The sequence below is a fragment of the Hamadaea flava genome (assembly GCF_024172085.1).
Classification (GTDB): Bacteria; Actinomycetota; Actinomycetes; order Mycobacteriales; family Micromonosporaceae; genus Hamadaea; species Hamadaea flava.
Genome location: NZ_JAMZDZ010000001.1, coordinates 2,818,026 through 2,834,612, shown reverse-complemented (window position 1 = coordinate 2,834,612; position 16,587 = coordinate 2,818,026). Strand labels below are relative to the sequence as shown.

Here is a 16,587-nt window from a genome sequence, read left to right as displayed (position 1 = left end):
GGTCTATCGGCCCGGCAGAGGTGACCAGCCAACGCGAGGGCCAGGTCATGCCTGGCGCGCGTTGTTCACCAGCGGTGCCGGTGCAACGGTAGATTGCCAGACGTGCATGAACCCATGCGTGCCACCGACTCCGAGCGCCAACTGAACCTCACAAGAGGTGATGCAGCGGCGGCCCGATTCTGGATCGCGCGCTCGACGCTGCCTGAGGAGGACAAGGCGGACCTGTTGCGCTTCGTCGCGAGATTCCCGTGGCTGACGTTCGTCAAAGAGGACCCGGTCCTTCTCGACCGGTACGCCGAGGCCGACCAGGTCGCCCTGCCGAAGTGGTTCCGAGACGTGCGCTCGACCCTCGCGTTCGTCGAACCGAGCGTACTGATTCGCGTCGATGACTTCCAGTGGTACGACTCGCCGCGCGCGGACGATGTGGAAGAAATCTGGTACGACCTACGGCCCGGATGCGGCGGCGAGGAGGAGCGTGACCTCTTCACCAATCACGGTGGGATATTTCCGATAGGCAGCGATTGGGACGATGGCGCCACCCACCTTGGCATCGACCTGGAGAACTCCGGGGACCGGCGGATCTTCGACTTCCATGGTGAAGACCTGCTCGACAACAGGCTCAGCGGTCGACCAGTGCGCGGGTCGCTCTACCCAGTCTTCAGCTCCTACGCGCAACTGCTCGCACATGTCGTGGAACTTCGGCCTCTTCTTGGCAACTGAAGGAGGTGGTCCACCCCGTAGCCGACGATGCTGGGCCGAAAGTCAGGTGACGTCGCGGCGCATCGGAACCATGAGGGCGGCGACGGCCGCGCTCATCGCATATGCCAGGAGCACCAGCGCGCCGGCGACGGGTGACAACAAGCTGACCGGCGCCATGGACGTCTGCTGCGAGATTGCTTCGGCGAGGTAGGTGAAGTCGGTCAGGGAGGCGGTGGCGCCACCGGGCAGGAACGGGTAGAGCCGGTTCACCCCAGGAATCAGCATCAGCAGGGTCTCACCCAGGTACAGGTAGCCGATCACGACGGACAGCGCCACAACTTGATGGCGTACCAGGGCTCCGACGCCGACCCCGATCAGCAGGTAGGCCGCCATCGCGACGCCGATCCGGGCGAGCAGCCCGATGACGGTCAGGTTCGGCAAGCCCAGCGGGACGCCCCGAGCTGCGGCGACACCGAACAGCGCGATCGCTGCGGTGCCGGAGAGGATCAGCCCGAAGGCCAGCCCCGCCAAGCCGTACGCGATGAGCTTCGCCCCCAGGACCAGGGAGCGACGTGGAGCGAACAGGAACGTGACGGCCGCCGTACGGTGCCGATATTCGGAGGTGACCGCAAGGGTCCCGACGGCGGCGGGGATGAACGCGGTGTAGCCGAGGATGCCGAGAATCGACCGGACGCCGGGTTCGGTATCCAGACCGGGCATCGGTGGTTGGAAGTTCTCCGGGCCGACCAGGGCCATCGCGCCGACCATGCCGCCGCCCAGGAGCGTCGCCGCGAGCAGAAGTCCCCGCCATATCCGGGTCGCCAGCAGGCGACGGATCTCCGCTTTGATCAACGTATTCACCGGGCACCCGCCTGTGCGAGAGGGGCCGCCCCAGCCAGGGCCGGCTTGTCGGCGGTCAACTGGAGGAACAGCTGCTCCAGATTGGAGCTGTGGGTGCTCAGTTCATGTACGCGCAACCCATGCGCGGCGGCTGCGTCGGCGACGCCGGCGGCGTCCATTCCGTACACCCGCAGGCGCCCAGGGCCGATCGGTTCGACACGTGATGTAGACGGCTGTGCCGCAAGTACTCCGGCCAGGAGGTCGGCGTCCGGGCTACCGACCAGAATCGACGGCGGCCCGGCCAGCCGGGACCAGGGTCCGGCGGCGATCAGCTCTCCGTTCTGGAGAACCACCACGTCGTCCGCGAATTGCTCGATCTCGCTGAGCACGTGGCTGGAGATGAGGACCGTACGACCTTCAGCGGCCAGCCCGCGCAGGAAGTCACGCAGCCACGAGATACCTTCGGGGTCAAGGCCGTTGCTGGGCTCGTCCAGCAACAGCACCCGCGGATCGCCTAGTAACGCCGTCGCCAGGTTGAGGCGTTGCCGCATGCCGGTGGAGAACGTGCCGGTACGCCGGTTCGCAGCGGAGGCGAGGCCGAAGCGACCCAACAGGTCAGCCACGCGGCTGTCGGGATGTCCGCCTAGCGCGGCGTACACCCTCAGGTGGTCGCGGGCTGTGTGTCCGGGGTGGAAGGCGTTGGCGTCGAACACCGCGCCGACGACGCTCGAGGGGCGTTTGAGCTGAACGTATCTTTGGCCGCCGATAGTCGCCGTGCCAGTGGTCGGCGTCACGAGGCCGGTCAGTATGCGCATGGTGGTCGTCTTGCCGGCGCCGTTCGGGCCGAGGAAACCGGTGACGACACCAGGCTGGACGGTGAAACTGACATCGTTGACCGCGATGACTGGGCCGAATCGTTTGGTCAGGTGTGAGACTTCAATAGCCAGGCGCGTGTTGGTCATCGGCGTGCCCCCGTCTTGTGCCGGATCGCCTGGGCGAGGCTCGCGGCCGCCGGATCCGAGACGATCACCTCATCGAATTCGCCTCCGGATGCCGAACGGTCCAGATCCAGATGGACCCCGGGCACGCCGTGGCGGGCCGCTACCAGCTGTCGTGGCCCAGCGAACATCCCCCAGACGCCGACCTTGGTGAAGCCCGACACGACCAGGCCCCGGCGCGCGCCACGGGCCAGACTCATTGGACGCTCCACATAGGCGGCATCACGGATCGCGGCGAGAGGAATGACCTGAAGCTCACGGCCGACCCACAGCCGCTCCCACCCGCTGAACCGAATGGTGATCGCTTCTTCGGTGCACGTCATCGATGCCATCTAATGGTTTCCTCTCTCTTCCTCTTCACCGCTGGACGCCTCGGCGCTGGTGCCCACCTGCGGCCCGGCCGGTAGCAGGATGGTCGCCAGGAGGCGGGGTTGGCGTCCGTCTCCAGGCGTGTTGGTCAGTAGTGGGCCGACGAGCGCGCTGAAATCGGCTGCGAACTCGGCGAGCTCCGCATCGGACAGATGCATGACGATCTGGTGGTATCCGACGCCATCGGCGGCGAAGTCGATCCGCTCCCGCTGCAGATAGCGACTGAACTCCGCCAGCAGGCTCGACATGAACGCGGTGAAGTAGCGGTCGTGGTCCTCCGATGTGGCCGCTGCCAAAGCCGCCGCGTCTGGCGTCGCGCTCGCGGCGAGTGCATACACGCGCTCCACTGCCCCGCGGATCTTGTGTTCCTCCACCACCTCCAGCAGGCCGCTGTTGACCAGCACCGTCAGCTGCCGATAGAGCGTGGCCTGTGGGACATCGGGGAGCAGCCCGACGAGCTCGCGTGTGGTCACCCTGGCACCGGCAACCGATCGCAGGATCCGGATCCGGACTGGGTGCAACGCCAGCTCGGCCCAGCTCTCCTTCGGCATTCGCATGACCGCAACGTTATCATTCTCGATAACGAGAACAATAGGTGAGCGGCATGATCTACATCACCGCGTGATCAGGGAGCAGCCAACATGTATCGCGACCAGCCAACATGTATCGCGACCAGCCACGTGTCCTACGGCCAGGCGATCAACGTCCTCGTACCTTCGCGGATCTCTCTCTCCGCTCGGTGCGCTTGACGCCGTCCCGCGGATCTACCCTGCGGTTCCGAAGCTGAGCGGCGGCGATGACATCGCATGCCTTGGCCGACAGTCGCTGGAGCTCGTCGTCCTCGGCGATCCGCGCCATCGTCCGCTGTAATTGTGTCGACGGTCGCTCGCCGAGCTCCGTCCCGACGATCATGACCTTTCATGGCGAACGCTCCGGGCTTGGCGTACGACAGGCGTCGGCGTAGCGGGCCGGGGACATGCCGATGACGGCGGTGAAGTCTCGGACCAGGTGTGACTGGTCGCTGTAGCCCAGTTCGTGCGCGACTATCTGCCATTGCACCTCCTGCCGTCTCGCCACCCGTTCGGCCGCGTTGGCCAGCCGGTACCGGCGAATTGCCCACTTCGGGGTCACGCCGACGTGGTCGGCGAACAGCCGCTGGAGGTGCCGGATGCTCAGGTGGCACGTCTGTGCGAGGTCGGTGACCCTGATGATCGCCTCGTCGTCGATGACGCGCTGCATTGCGGAGGTCGCGGCGAGTTGCTCAGCCGACGGTGCCGTCAGCTGATTCGTGAAGAAGTCCGCCGTGAGGGCGAAGCGCTCCTCGTCGGTGGCGGCGCCCCGGACGGCGGCGGCGAATCGGGTGCAGTTCGGGCCGAACACCTCGCTCATCGGGACGCTACGGTCGGTGATCGTGCTGACTGGTGCACCGAGCGTGTCTCTGAATGCGCCTGGCCGGTACATGACGCCGAGTGCCCAGCCGTGGCCGCTGAGGTCGCGGGCCCAGGGCCGCCGCAGTGGACCGACGACCGTGGCGTCGCGCGCATCGATCACCACGTGGACCGCCGGGAGCGTCAGGAGCCGCTGATGGTGGACCACGCCGCCTGGCAGATCCCAATCGACGTGCCAGAACAGGTCGAGGTGGGCCGCGAGCGGCTTAGGTGCCGCGGATCGGCTGCGTCGGAATGCGCGCAGGCTCTCGTGCGGACGCAGGATGCCTCGCGAATCCTCGACCGCCGGACGAGCAGGCCCAAGTTGACGCGTTTGTTCAAGACCACCGACCGACTCCGGCCTAGCATCGCTGCTGGTGCCACTCCCCTGGAGGATATTCATGCCCGCAGACACCGCCCATCTGGCCGCTGTGATCGACAAGACGACCACGCTCCTGGCCGGGATCCAGCCCGCGCAACGCGCACTGCCGACCCCGTGTCCAGACTATGACGTGGCGGCGCTTACTGATCACTTGGTCGGGTGGCTGAGCATGTTCGCCGCCCGGGCCGCTGGAGCGGACTATCACGATGACCCGAGCGCATACCGATGCGGCGCGGATCCGGCCGTCGAATTCGCCACTGTGGGTCGGCAGGCCGTCATGGCGTTCGAGTCCGGTGCTGCCGACCGGCCGTTGCGCATGACGTCGTCCGAACTGCCCGGCACCGCGGTGCTCGGGATGATGCTGATCGAGTACGTCGGGCACGGGTGGGACCTCGCGGTCGCGACCGGCCAACCGGTGCCGTACACCGAATCGGAGGCGCAGGCGGCGCTCGATGCGGCCCGCGGCATGTTGCTGCCCGCCTACCGGGGTCCAGGCGGAACTTTCGGCTACGAAGTCGACGTCAGCGCTGATGCGTCTGCTGTGGACCGGTTGGTCGCTTTCATCGGCCGGAACCCCGACACAGGACGGATTTCATGACCTGAGATCACCGGTCGTCAGCTGCCCGATGGGGCGCGGTGGGCGAGCCGCTTGATCAGCAGCCCGCCCATCGTTTCGGGGATGAGCCAACCCATCCGCGCGTACCAGGCCATGGCCGTTGACGTCGCCGCCATCACGGAATGAGTAGTCCCCAGCCGCATCGTGTGCGGGAAGGACCCGGAGTCTCCAGCATCTGGCCGAAAGTTGGGCCGTTCACGGTTCCGCTGCCTGAACAACTCCAGCGGGTCATTGGCCACTCGTCGATGCCCGAGTGGCCTTTCGACCCGGCCTGCGCTGGTCATCCACGAACGGCTAGCCTTGGGTGACATGACTGCGATGCCTCGTGTGGTGACCCGCTTCGTGGCAGGCTCTGTCCACGCCTACGACTTCTCCGGGAGCCCGGCGGGGGACTCGCCGGCTGTGCCGGCCGCCACGTTTCCCGTCAGGGCAGCCGTCGAGGTGGAAGACCATGCGGTAGCGGCGAACCTACTGCGAGCGGTGTATACGACGGCCGACGAGATGGCCTGCATCGACCGCGAGGGCGATATTCTGTGGCGGCTCGGTTTCGGCGCTGGGGCACAAGAGCTGTATAACGCCAGCGCGCACTGTGCGTTCTCGCCGGCCGGGACAATGGTGTGGCTTTACCTGCCTGACGCGATGGCCGGGCGCGGCGACGGCCTGGACCATTGGCTCGCCATCGACGCCGAGACGGGGGCCATCATCGCCCGGACCGAACTCGACTGCGCCGGTCACGGCGGGCATCAGTCAGCCCACCCGGACGGCATGCACATGCTGCTCGACGTCGGCGAGGGGCAGGACGGATCACGGGTTTACCGCGGCCGTCTCGACCGGGACGTCATCGAACTGACCGCCTACCCATGGACCGACCGCAGCCTCGTGGGCCTGGCCCCGGACGGGCACCACTTCATGACCGTCCACCACGACCAGGAGGACGTCGCCTTCCACGCGTACCCCGACGGTGAGGTGCTTGCCCGGATCCCGGTGGAGTCCTTCGGCTACGACCCCGACGAGGCGTACGTCGAGTGGGCCGGTGGCTATCTCGACTCTCAAACCGCCATCGTGTCGATCGGCGGAGAGACCGAGGACGAACAGCAGTGGCACCAGCACCATCTCGTCGACGCGCGCACTGGGCAGGTTCACGGAACGCTCGACATCCAGACTCGTGACGCGTACGACCTGGAACCCCTCGGGGACGGCTCGTGGCTCAGCACCGACGACGACGGGCTCTGGCGCCACAGTCGATGACCGGCCCGAGGCGCATTCGGCCATGGGTGCCTGTCTCGGGGTCTGATGGAACACGCGGCCCAAGAATTGCTTCAGCGCACAGATCTGATGTGTCGGGCGGACGGTCGTCGGGTCTCCGCGGGTCGGGTGAGTCCGGCCATTTCAGTGGGGTGTGTCCGACTCGGTCAACCGTTGGGCGGCCAGGTGTCGGCAGGCGGTGCGGGTGGAGATGCCGAGTTTGGTGGCCACGGTAGTGGTGTCGGCGTGCGGGACTGACCCCGGACTGGTTGACGCGCCACCCTCGCGAGTCCACCTGTCGTAGCTGCGGGAAGTCGCTGTAGTGCTGCCACGCTCGGAGAGCGGCCGCTCAGCTGGACAGCCTGACTCCTTCACCCGGAGCCTTTCTGTGCTGCTTTGCGGAAGTTCGTGGGAGCAGCCAGTCTCTTGGCCGGGATGCCCTCATAGGTCCGCGAAACGGGCGGGCGACTTCACGGCGGCTGGCCGATTTGACGCAACCATTGGGTTGCGATACTTTGGGTTGCAACCAAGTAGTTGCCAATGACCGCGTCACGGACGCGTCGGCGGGAGGAGTCGAGATGACCGTCGTGGGAAACCTGCCCGAGGTGGTGTCACCCGACGAATGGCTGGCGGCCCGGAAGGAACTGCTCCAGCGCGAGAAGGAAGCGACCAGGGCTCGCGACCAGATCAATGCCGCGCGCCGGCGGCTGCCGATGGTCCGCATGGACAAGTCGTACGCGTTCGAAGGTCCGGACGGGACGGCGAGCCTCCTCAATCTGTTCGAGGGGCGTACGCAGTTGGTCATGCACCACTTCATGTTCGCGCCAGAGTGGGACGCGATGTGCCCGAGTTGTTCCTCGGCCGCCGACGGCATCGCCGGCCTGCGCCAGTTGCACGTCCGCAACACCACGCTGGTCGCGGTGTCCCGAGCACCGTACGCGAAGATCGCCGCGTTCCGTGAGCGGATGGGCTGGACGTTCCCCTGGTTCTCCTCGTACGGCAGCGACTTCAACTACGACTTCCACACCACATTGGACGACCGGGTCTCCCCGGTGCTGCTGCACTATCGCACCGAGGCGGAACTGGCCGAGGTCGGAACTCCATGGACCGGCGGACCGTGGACGGAGAGCATGCGCGGCACGGAGATGCCGGGCGTCAGCACTTTCCTGCGGGTGGGCGAGGACGTCTTCCACACCTACTCCACCTACGGCCGCGGTATCGAGGAGTTCCACAGCGGCGACCAGTACCTCGATCTCACCGCGCTAGGCCGGCAGGAGGCCTGGGAGGAGCCCGGGGGACGAGCTACTCCGCTCGGTTTGGAGGTCGGCGGTCCGAACCTGCGCCTGCCCGACGAGTACGACGTCTGACCAGGGCCCGGCCATGGATCTACAACCTCACCCCGGTGCAGTTGGGTGTTGTTGATGCCCAGTTCAGAGCCGTTGCGTGCAGTTGCGACAGGGGTTTGCTCCACATCTGCTCCACGCCGCAGGTAGGTTCCGAGCCGTCCGGAGCGACCTCCAGCCCTCAGCTGCCATGGTTAGGACCGTCGAGGTGTAGCTGGTGCTGGCACGCCTTGCGGATGAGTTCACGGAGTTCTGGCAGCCATTCGCCGCCCCAGTAATCCGGTGCGTTCCAGATTTTGCCCAGCGGCAAGGCGACAACCTCCGGCGCGTAGTCGCTGTTCACCACGACTTCCTCGACCTTCGCCGCGACCCACCGCTCGTCTGCGCGGCCGACGAGACACATCGCGGCAAGATCGTTGAAGATCACGACCGCGGCGGCGACCTGGCCGGTGGGAAGGTCGATCGCCATCTCTGCCATCGCGGCGGGCAACAAGTCGTACACCGCTTGGTCCCGCGTACCGAGACCCGCCAGCTCTCGCAGCGCCGGGCCGTCGATGCCCTCGGACAGCCATTGCGCCGCCCACCAGGGGACGCGGTCGATGTCCAGTGCGCCGAGGGTCAGCTGTGCGGCAACCACAGAGGGGGCCGGAGTTGCGTTATCAGGGACGAAGCGGCCGGTCACGGCTCCGATCATGGCAGACGAAGGTTGGCTACCCAGCGGATCGTCGATGGGGTCTGTCAACGTAGGTCGAGGAAAGTTCGATCAAGGCGCGCAGTGCCGCGATCGCCTCGTGACGGCGACCGTGGTCAGCCAGGTCGCGGTGAGCACTGCGATGCCGACCGGCAGCGCGTCGGCCTGGTCGTTCCGCCGTGTCAGCTACACAGTGGCGGTTGCGGAACGGGACTCACAAGCTGGCATCGAGCGGTTGTAGCAGCGTATGCCGCTGACGCAATGCGACGGCGACCGCGTCCGTACGCCCACGGGCCTTGCCGTCGCGAGGTTCGGTGGCGATGTCCGTCGGGGGCACGTCGACGTGACATGCCGGGCAGTTGCCGTGGTCGTCGATCTCGTTGCCGCAGGCGACGTGCACGAAACGCAGCTGGTTGGGACCGGCCACCCGGGTGCCCCACGACAGCAGGGCATGCAGCGCCGGCCAGAGGTCGCGGCCCAGCGGCGTCAGGTCGTAAAGGTGCCGCGCGGCGTGGTCGGGGTCCTGCGCACGCACGAATACGCCGTTGTCGACCAGGGTCGCGAGGCGCTCGACGAGAACGGCCCGCGGGATGTCGAGATGGTCCCGGAAGTGGTTGAAGCGCCGGACGCCGTAGAACGCGTCACGGATGATCAGCAGCGTCCAGCGCTCGCCGATGAGCTCCAGCGCCCGGGCCAGCGTGCAGTTCTGCGCTTCGTACGTGCCTGCCATGGTTCCCCAGTCTAGCTCCGAGTTCGGAAAGTAGACCCGAACCGTGGTAGCGTCGCTGGGGTTCGGAAAACGAACCTCAGTGAGCGAAGGGGAACGATGACCGAGCACAGGAACGAACCCGGGCTGCCCATCGTCGTGGTGCTGTTCATGGCGGCGGCTGCCGCGCTGGGTACGTCGACCATCTACCTGTTGCAGCCATCGGTGGCCGACGTCGCCGCATCCACTCACACGCGTATCGCCGTGGTCGGCATCGCGTTCGCCGCCGGCCCGGTCGGCTACATGCTCGGCCTGGTGGCACTGGTCCCGCTGGTCGACCGGTGGTCGCCGGCACGCGTACTCGCTGGCCAGTTCGCCGTGCTGGGCCTCGCACTGGCCGCCGCGGCCGCCGTCCGGCAAGTGATCCCACTGGCCGGCCTGATGGCCCTCATCGGTGCCTGCTCGGTGGTGGGTGCCGGGATGAGCTCGATCGCCGGCCGGCTCGCCCCCGCGCACCGGCGGGCGACCAGCCTCGGCATCGTCACCGCCGGCATCTCCGCCGGAATCCTGGCCGGCCGGATCGGCGGTGGCTGGCTGGCCGACGAACTGGGCTGGCGCACCATGCTCGTCATCGTCGCCGCCGCCTGCGGCGTACTTGCCGCATGCTGCCTCGCCGTACTCCCCACCGCGCATGGCCAGGTGACCGGGAGCTACCTGGCCGGCCTACGTACGCTTCCCGGCCTGTTCGCCCGCTACGGCGCGCTGCGGCTGGCAGCGTTCAGGGGCGCCCTGTGGTTCTTCGGCTTCTGCGCCGTCTGGGCCGGCCTGGCGGTCGCCCTGTCCCAGCCGCCATACTCCTACCCCGCAGAACGCATCGGCCTCTACGCCTTGGCCGGCCTGTCCGGCATCGCCGCCACCCAGATCGCCGGGGTCTGGACCGACCGGGCCGGTGCCCGGAAGGTCATCCTGGCCGGACTGATGCTGTCCGGCGGCGCCGCATTGCTGAGCGGCTTCATGCTCCACAGCACGGTGGCCACACTGGTCTGCCTCGCGTTGTTCGACGCCGGACTCTTCGCGGCCCAGGTCGCCAACCAGAGCATGGTGCTGGCCCTCAACCCGGCCGCGCCCGCACGACTCAACAGCGCATACATGGTGGCCTACTTCGTCGGCGGCAGCCTCGGAACGATGTTCGGCGCCGCAGCCGTCGCGTGGTTCGGCTGGACGACGACCACCTCGATCACCACCGCCGCCGTCGCGGTGGCCGCAGTGATCACGATGGCTGCCCGCCCGACCCCACCGGTCTCGCCTCGGCTGTCGGCGGCAGAAGGCGTCGCCGTCCCCCTGACAGAAGATGTCAGCTGACCGGCGTTAGCGTCCGGGCATGACCGAACAGATCACCCTGGAACATCGTGCCGACGGCCGGGCCGACTTCGACTTCTTCTTCGGCCGGTGGCACGGCGCGATCCGCAAGCTTGCCGACGTCACTGACCGGGCCTGCACCGAGTGGGTCGAGTTCGAGGCGACCTGCGACTGCGGCCCGATCCTGGAGGGATTGGGCAACTTCGAGACCGCGATCATGCACCCCGGTGGCCAGGCCGTGGAAGGGGCGACCTTGCGCCTTTTCGTGCCGTCGACCCGAACGTGGCATATCTGGTGGATGTCGTCGCGGCTGCCGGGAGTCCTGGACGCGCCCGTCGAGGGCCGTTTCGAGGGCGATCGCGGGATCTTCGAGGGCCCGGACGAGTTCGACGGCACGCCCATCCTCGTACGCTACGAGTGGGATCTGCTCAACGCCGACGAGGTCCAATGGGCTCAACGCTTCTCCTGGGACGGCGGCACCACCTGGGACGACCTCAACTGGGTCACCATGTGGACCAGGATCGTTTGATCCCGCGTCGCGGCCATCCTCCCGCGGTACCCGGCCACCGTGGTGGCCCTGATCAACAAGGCGGCGACCGAGAACGCGTCAGAACGACCCGCTATGAAACCGCGGCCTGCGCCTCCGCCTCCGCTGGGCGATCCGAACGGCGTACTCGCAAGTCCATCGAAGCCTGAAATCGACCGGCCACGGCATCTCGCCGGCAACGCCCGGGCACCCGGTGGCTCGGGCGCTGCCGGAGACACTGGCGAAGCCTGGTGTCATTGCGCACCCGCCTACGCGTGCGGAGCGGTGACGGGTTTGAACCGCGGCGAACCGCGTTTGGCCTAGCGCGAGGCTAAGCAGCAACGGGCGCGGCGACCGCGAGGAATTCGCTCTGCCAGTTCTGCATCGACTGGACCCAGAAGTCCGTAGTGCCGGCGAAGTGCCACACGCGGATCGGACTGCCCCGGCGGCTGGCGTGGCATCTCAAGCGCGACCTCGACTGCTGGTGGGGATGTATCGCCGGCACTTTCGCGGAGCGAGCGTACGAAGTGGTCGGGCCGCGCCGCCGGCACTGCGTCTGCTCGCCCGGTGATGATTGGCCCGGCGGAGCCGGTCTCGAACACATCTGACACTGTCGATTGACACTTATGCGGACCGCAGGCAGACTAAATGTAATGTTTCTGCCCGCCGATCCCAGCAGCGAAGGCACCACGGCGGGTCGATCGGAACATGCCCAGCCGGCGTCGTCCCAGACCAAGCCGGTGACACCCCCACATGGCGCGACCCGCCATGCGTCCACCACGACGGGCACGCCGCCACGCGAACCGTCCGGCCGCGCCGTGCCCGATCCGAAGGATCATGTTCGAGGAAGGAAGCGCGTGAAACCTCATCAAAAGGCGCTCGTCGGCGTGGCCGCGGTCCTTGCGGTGACCGTCCCGACGCTTGTCGCCCCCAGCCTCACCCCGCCCGCCTCCGCCGCGACGCTGACCGAGGTGACCAGCTTCGGCGCCAACCCAGGCGGCATGCGGATGCACATCTATGTTCCCGACGTCCGCCCCGCCAACGCCGCGATAGTGGTCGCCATGCACGGTTGCGGCGGGTCCGGACCGGGCTTCTACGCCAGCAGCGAGTTCGCGGCACTGTCCAATCAGTACGGCTTCATCGTCATCTATCCCACCGCCACGCAGCAGGCGGGCTTCGGCAACTGCTTCGACACCTGGTCCGACGCCTCCAAGCGGCGCGGCGGGGGAAGCGATCCGGTCTCCATCATGTCGATGGTCAGCTACGCCGAGCAGCAGTACGGCGGCGACCCCAACCGGGTCTTCGCCACCGGCAGCTCATCGGGCGGCATGATGACCAACCAGATGCTCGCTCTCTACCCCGACGTGTTCAAGGCCGGCGCCGCGTTCATGGGTGTGCCGTTCAACTGCTTCGCCAACGCCGCCGACTACCCGCCCGGCACCAGCCAATGCACCGGCGGAAGCATGGACCGCACGCCGCAGCAATGGGGCGACGCTGTCCGCCAGGCATTCCCCGGCTACACCGGCGCCCGCCCCCGCGTACAACTGTGGCATGGCACCAGCGACACGCTCGTTCCGTACCAACTGTTGCAGGAAGAGATCGAGCAGTGGACCAACGTGTTCGGCCTGAGCCAGACGCCGACGTCCACCGACACCCCGCAGGCGGGCTGGAACCGCCGCCGTTACGCCAACGCCTCCGGCACCATCCTCACCGAGGCGTACAGCATCCAAGGCGCCGGGCACAGCCTGCCGTCGACCGGAATGGCCGCCGCGGCGATCGCGTTCTTCGGCATCACCACTTCGCCCAGCCCGTCACCGTCGAGCCCGTCACCGTCGAGCCCGCCGCCCAGCAGCCCGCCACCGACAACGGGCGCCTGCACGGCCTCCTACTCGCAGATCAACATGTGGCCCGGCGGCTTCCAAGGTGAGGTAACCGTGCGCGCCGGCACCTCCGCCATCACCGGCTGGACCGTCCGTATGACGTTCCCCAGCGGTGTCACCGTTTCTCAGGTATGGAACGGCACGGTCTCGGGCAGCCCACCTACCTATACCGTCAAGAACACGACCTGGAACGGCGCGGTCGCGGCCAACGGCTCCACCACGTACGGATTCCTCGGTAACGGCAGCGCCGCCGTACCGACTCTCTCCTGCACCAGCCCGTAACCCGCCCAGGAGGTGTTGCTGCCCCGGGCCCGCAGGGCAACACCTCCTCGTGCGGGACGGCTCAAAGCGCCGTCAGCTTGGTGTACGCGACACCGGCCGGCGATCAGCGCCGAAACGGTCAGGCCGACGACCGCACCCAACCCGGCCCGGGCACTCCGCCCCATCGTCCGGTTGGTGCCACGCCACGGGTTCGGTTCAGCGTCGTGCGTACAACGGGGATCAGCAAGAGCGCCCCACCGCCCAGCGTGAGCAGGACGAAGAGACGAACCACAGCGTCGACAGCGCGCCAACGTCCGAGCGCGAGACGGTGATCTGACCGTCGCTCGCGCCGAGCGACGTGTCCGGCGGAATCGACCGGGCGGGTCTTGACCTTTTCTCCGGTTCAGAAGGGGCCTCGATGACTCACCCATCGCACCCGATTTCGAAGTCAGGCAGATAGTCGCGGCTTCGCAGGACCGGGATTGGCGTCGGAGACCTGCGGGGTTTGGGTCCCGGCGCGAAACGAGCCGAACAGCGGACACGTATTCGACGCCCCGATCAGCGATCATGGTCTGGGGCCACTCGATGACGCGTCGGCCGCGATTCGCCAGATTCCAGTATTGGGGGCTCGCGTGTCCTTCGCAGAGATGTAGCGGGCGTGCCGTCGTGCGGCCGGCATGACCATAGAGGAGTTGGCGGATGCCTCCGGCGTTAGCGCTCGCGCGATCAGCGACATGGAGCGGGGGCACAGCCGGACACCGCAGGCGCGTACGCTCGTCGCGTTGGCCGATGCGCTGGCGCTGAACGAGGCTGATCGCGCCGGGCTGATCGAACGGGCGCGGGCCGGACGCGCGGAGAGCACGGCCGGGTGGCTGCGTGTGGGTCAGCTTCCGCGCGGTCTCGGTGACTTCGTCGGGCGCGCCGACGAGCTGTCGCTGCTCACGGCGGCCGCCGATAAGGCGTCGGCTGGCGATCCGACGCCGGTGTTCGTGGTGCATGGGGCCGGCGGCTGGGTAAGACCGCGCTGGCTGTCCGAGCGGCCGAGCAGTTGCGCGATCGATTTCCCGACGGGCAGTTGTACGTGAATCTTCAGGGCATGGGTGTGACGCCGGTGCCGGTGGGGGAGGCGCTCACCCGCCTGCTGCGCGCTTTGGAGGTCAACCCCCGCACCATGGACTACGACCTCGGCAAGCGTTCCAGCCAGTTGCGCATGCTGCTGCGCGAGCGGCGCTGCCTCTTAGTTCTCGACGACGCCGGTGACGAGGCCCAGGTCCGCCAGTTACTTCCGGACACCGGAGCCGGGATGGTCATCGTGACGAGTCGGCGCAGCCTGGGCGGGCTGGAGGGCATCATCCGGATCGGACTGCCGCCGCTGTCCGAGGCAGAGTCCGAAGGCTTGCTCGAGGCAATCGCGGGGTCGGCACCGGAGGCGGAACTGAGCGCAGTGGCGGCCATGTGTGGCAACCTGCCGTTGGCGTTGCGGATCGCCGGAACCCGGTTGGCCAGCCGTCCTGGTTGGACCATGGGTCATCTTGCCCAGCGACTCGCCGACGCCGATCGGCGTCTAGCCAACCTGGCGACGGGGGACGTCAGCCTGGCCGCCGCCTTCGGTCTCTCGTATAACCGGCTCCACCAGCAGGGAAAGACCATATTCCGTCGCCTTGCCCACGTTCCCGGTCCGGACTTCGCGGTGCCGATCGCAGCGGTGCTCACCGCTACCGGGTCAACACTCAGCGATGAAGACGTGTATGCCGCCGAAGACCTCCTTGATGAGCTGGTCGACCTGGGACTGCTTCTCGCGGACGGGGCGGATGGCTTCCGATTCCACGATCTCCTGCGGCTCTTCGCTGCCGACCGGTTGCGTCACGAGGAGCTCGTCGACACGCGTACGTCGACGGAGCACCGGATGCACGACTGGCTGCTGGAGACGGCGATCGTGGCCGGGCGATGGTTCGAGCCCGGATTCGGCGCTCCGCCGAAGACGTGGCGCGGTCTGGTCTCGCTGGATACCGAGGAACACGCCAACGCCTGGCTGCAGGCGGAAAGTGACAACTGGTTCGCGGCGTTCCGAGCCGCTGCCGCCGCTGGACGTGATCAGCTTGTCGTCGACGTCGCCGAAGCGATGCACTGGGACTCCGACCGCTCCATCGACTGGCCGCACTGGCCGGAGATCTACTACTCGTCCCGGGCTGCGGCGGCGAGGCTGCCCGACCGCAGGCAGGAGATCACGCACCTGAATTACGCCTCGTGGGCCGCCAGCGTCTGTGAACGGCGGCACGCCGAGGGCGCGGCGCTCGCGATGCAGGCATACCACCTCGCCGATGAGCTGGGCGACCTGACCGAGCAGGCCAATGCGATGTATTACGTGGCCGTGGCGTGGCGTGGCGCGGGCGAGTACGCCGAGGCGGTGCCCGCCTACCGCCGTGCACAGGAGCTGTGCGACGCCGCGGACAACCATGACATGTATGTCCAGTCGTGCACAGGTGGGGCGATCGCCCTCCGTCGGTCCGGCCAAACCGAGGAGGCCATCGACGCGTTTCACCTGGTCCTGCGCGCCATCGACGAGCGGCCCCTCGCTCCGGCACCCGCCCGGGTGGCGAAGGTCGTGGCACTGGCCAACATGATCGCGGCACTAGCCGATGCGGGGCGATGGCGCGAGACGGTCGAACTCGCGGTGGTCAGCCTGCCCGAGTCCGAGGAGTTCGGTGCGCTGAGCCTCATCGGGTTGGTCCACATCGCACTCGGCAAGGCGCACGGCGCGGTTGAGGCGGTCGACCTCGCCCGGGACCATCTACGTCGCGCCCTCCGGCTCTGCGAAGAAGGCTGGAGCCACGCGGAATCCATTACCGAGGCGCAGCGGGTGCTGGCCGACCTCGACGCGCGGTGAGACGGGCCGGACCAATACCGGGTGCTCCTGGCCGTCTCGCTCTTGGTCGATATCATGACGGCGCGCCGAGCCGGCCGACTTTCCGACGAGTGAATCCGCCGTTCACTGACCCCGTTTCATCTGAACGTCGCTGGTCGGGCGGTGTTGCCGGACCGTGTGGAGTCGCGACCGTCATCATGCACATCCTCGGCGTCACCGCCCATCCCAACGTCATCCCGCTCCCGGCGCGGAAGATCAAGTCTCGGCAGGTCCTCGGCAGATTGATCCACGAATCCCGGATCGCGGCATAGTTGTGCGGATGTTCTGCGCGGGGTGGCGTCGGCGATCGAATTCGGCTGCGCCGGCCCGAAGTATCTGG

At 67.4% G+C, this 16,587-nt stretch carries 17 protein-coding genes and 1 pseudogene; 10 read left to right on the top strand and 8 right to left on the bottom strand.

The genetic code is table 11. The features are described from left to right. Positions 1-102 precede the first annotated feature (102 nt). Positions 103-720, top strand: coding sequence for a hypothetical protein (locus HDA40_RS13275; protein ID WP_253755473.1), 618 nt, complete (start codon positions 103-105; stop codon positions 718-720). Positions 721-762: 42 nt separating this feature from the next. On the opposite strand, the gene HDA40_RS13270 is transcribed toward HDA40_RS13275, so the two are convergent. The 5 genes from HDA40_RS13270 to HDA40_RS42105 all read right to left on the bottom strand — a co-directional run bounded on the left by HDA40_RS13270 (position 763) and on the right by HDA40_RS42105 (position 4,736). Beyond that, positions 763-1,560, bottom strand: a complete 798-nt coding sequence (locus tag HDA40_RS13270) for an ABC transporter permease (protein ID WP_253755471.1) — start codon at positions 1,558-1,560, stop codon at positions 763-765. Then, complete coding sequence (locus tag HDA40_RS13265; protein WP_253755469.1) at positions 1,557-2,501, bottom strand: ABC transporter ATP-binding protein; 945 nt, start codon at positions 2,499-2,501, stop codon at positions 1,557-1,559. Before HDA40_RS13265 ends, HDA40_RS13270 begins: the two co-directional genes overlap by 4 nt. Further along, the gene (locus HDA40_RS13260; protein WP_253755467.1) at positions 2,498-2,869 is read right to left on the bottom strand and encodes a hypothetical protein; all 372 of its coding nucleotides are present in this window, start codon (positions 2,867-2,869) and stop codon (positions 2,498-2,500) included. Before HDA40_RS13260 ends, HDA40_RS13265 begins: the two co-directional genes overlap by 4 nt. Continuing rightward, positions 2,870-3,463, bottom strand: coding sequence for a helix-turn-helix domain-containing protein (locus tag HDA40_RS13255; RefSeq protein WP_253755465.1), 594 nt, complete (start codon positions 3,461-3,463; stop codon positions 2,870-2,872). A 361-nt stretch (positions 3,464-3,824) separates the two neighbouring features. Beyond that, positions 3,825-4,736: a helix-turn-helix transcriptional regulator gene (locus tag HDA40_RS42105; RefSeq protein ID WP_308197702.1), complete on the bottom strand. Its 912-nt coding sequence runs from the start codon at positions 4,734-4,736 to the stop codon at positions 3,825-3,827. On the opposite strand from HDA40_RS42105, the gene HDA40_RS13245 reads away from it, so the two are divergent. The 3 genes from HDA40_RS13245 (at position 4,735) to HDA40_RS13235 (ending at position 7,943) form a co-directional block, all read left to right on the top strand. Next, the gene (locus HDA40_RS13245; RefSeq protein WP_253755461.1) at positions 4,735-5,313 is read left to right on the top strand and encodes a TIGR03086 family metal-binding protein; all 579 of its coding nucleotides are present in this window, start codon (positions 4,735-4,737) and stop codon (positions 5,311-5,313) included. The genes HDA40_RS42105 and HDA40_RS13245 overlap by 2 nt on opposite strands. Positions 5,314-5,640: 327 nt before the next feature. Beyond that, complete coding sequence (locus tag HDA40_RS13240) at positions 5,641-6,579, top strand: hypothetical protein (RefSeq protein WP_253755459.1); 939 nt, start codon at positions 5,641-5,643, stop codon at positions 6,577-6,579. A 575-nt stretch (positions 6,580-7,154) separates the two neighbouring features. Further along, complete coding sequence (locus tag HDA40_RS13235; RefSeq protein ID WP_253755457.1) at positions 7,155-7,943, top strand: DUF899 domain-containing protein; 789 nt, start codon at positions 7,155-7,157, stop codon at positions 7,941-7,943. Between the two features lie 157 nt (positions 7,944-8,100). Here HDA40_RS13235 and HDA40_RS13230 read toward each other — a convergent pair whose 3' ends face one another. Then, a complete protein-coding gene (locus tag HDA40_RS13230) occupies positions 8,101-8,601 on the bottom strand; it encodes a hypothetical protein (RefSeq protein WP_253755455.1) in 501 nt (166 codons plus the stop codon). 223 nt (positions 8,602-8,824) lie between these two features. Next, positions 8,825-9,340 (bottom strand): winged helix-turn-helix transcriptional regulator, encoded by a 516-nt coding sequence (locus tag HDA40_RS13225; protein ID WP_253755453.1) that lies wholly within the window; start codon positions 9,338-9,340, stop codon positions 8,825-8,827. Positions 9,341-9,436: 96 nt separating this feature from the next. Here HDA40_RS13225 and HDA40_RS13220 point away from each other — a divergent pair, with 96 nt between their 5' ends. Continuing rightward, entirely contained in the window at positions 9,437-10,678 is a 1,242-nt protein-coding gene (locus tag HDA40_RS13220; protein ID WP_253755451.1) for an MFS transporter, read from the top strand. A gap of 19 nt (positions 10,679-10,697) precedes the next feature. Beyond that, positions 10,698-11,204 carry a hypothetical protein gene (locus HDA40_RS13215; RefSeq protein ID WP_253755449.1) on the top strand — a complete coding sequence of 169 codons (507 nt, stop codon included), beginning with the start codon at positions 10,698-10,700 and terminating at the stop codon, positions 11,202-11,204. A gap of 328 nt (positions 11,205-11,532) precedes the next feature. Here HDA40_RS13215 and HDA40_RS42100 read toward each other — a convergent pair whose 3' ends face one another. After that, positions 11,533-11,805, bottom strand: a complete 273-nt coding sequence (locus HDA40_RS42100) for a DUF6766 family protein (protein WP_308197701.1) — start codon at positions 11,803-11,805, stop codon at positions 11,533-11,535. A 253-nt stretch (positions 11,806-12,058) separates the two neighbouring features. On the opposite strand from HDA40_RS42100, the gene HDA40_RS13210 reads away from it, so the two are divergent. The 4 genes and pseudogenes from HDA40_RS13210 to HDA40_RS13195 all read left to right on the top strand — a co-directional run bounded on the left by HDA40_RS13210 (position 12,059) and on the right by HDA40_RS13195 (position 16,229). Continuing rightward, the gene (locus HDA40_RS13210) at positions 12,059-13,363 is read left to right on the top strand and encodes an extracellular catalytic domain type 1 short-chain-length polyhydroxyalkanoate depolymerase (RefSeq protein ID WP_253755447.1); all 1,305 of its coding nucleotides are present in this window, start codon (positions 12,059-12,061) and stop codon (positions 13,361-13,363) included. 656 nt (positions 13,364-14,019) lie between these two features. Beyond that, positions 14,020-14,103 (top strand): annotated as a pseudogene (locus HDA40_RS13205) (helix-turn-helix domain-containing protein); the annotation flags it as partial. Positions 14,104-14,124: 21 nt separating this feature from the next. Then, positions 14,125-14,427: a hypothetical protein gene (locus HDA40_RS13200; RefSeq protein ID WP_253763966.1), complete on the top strand. Its 303-nt coding sequence runs from the start codon at positions 14,125-14,127 to the stop codon at positions 14,425-14,427. An 11-nt stretch (positions 14,428-14,438) separates the two neighbouring features. Further along, positions 14,439-16,229, top strand: coding sequence for an NB-ARC domain-containing protein (locus tag HDA40_RS13195; RefSeq protein ID WP_253755445.1), 1,791 nt, complete (start codon positions 14,439-14,441; stop codon positions 16,227-16,229). The last annotated feature ends 358 nt before the right edge of the window (positions 16,230-16,587 follow it).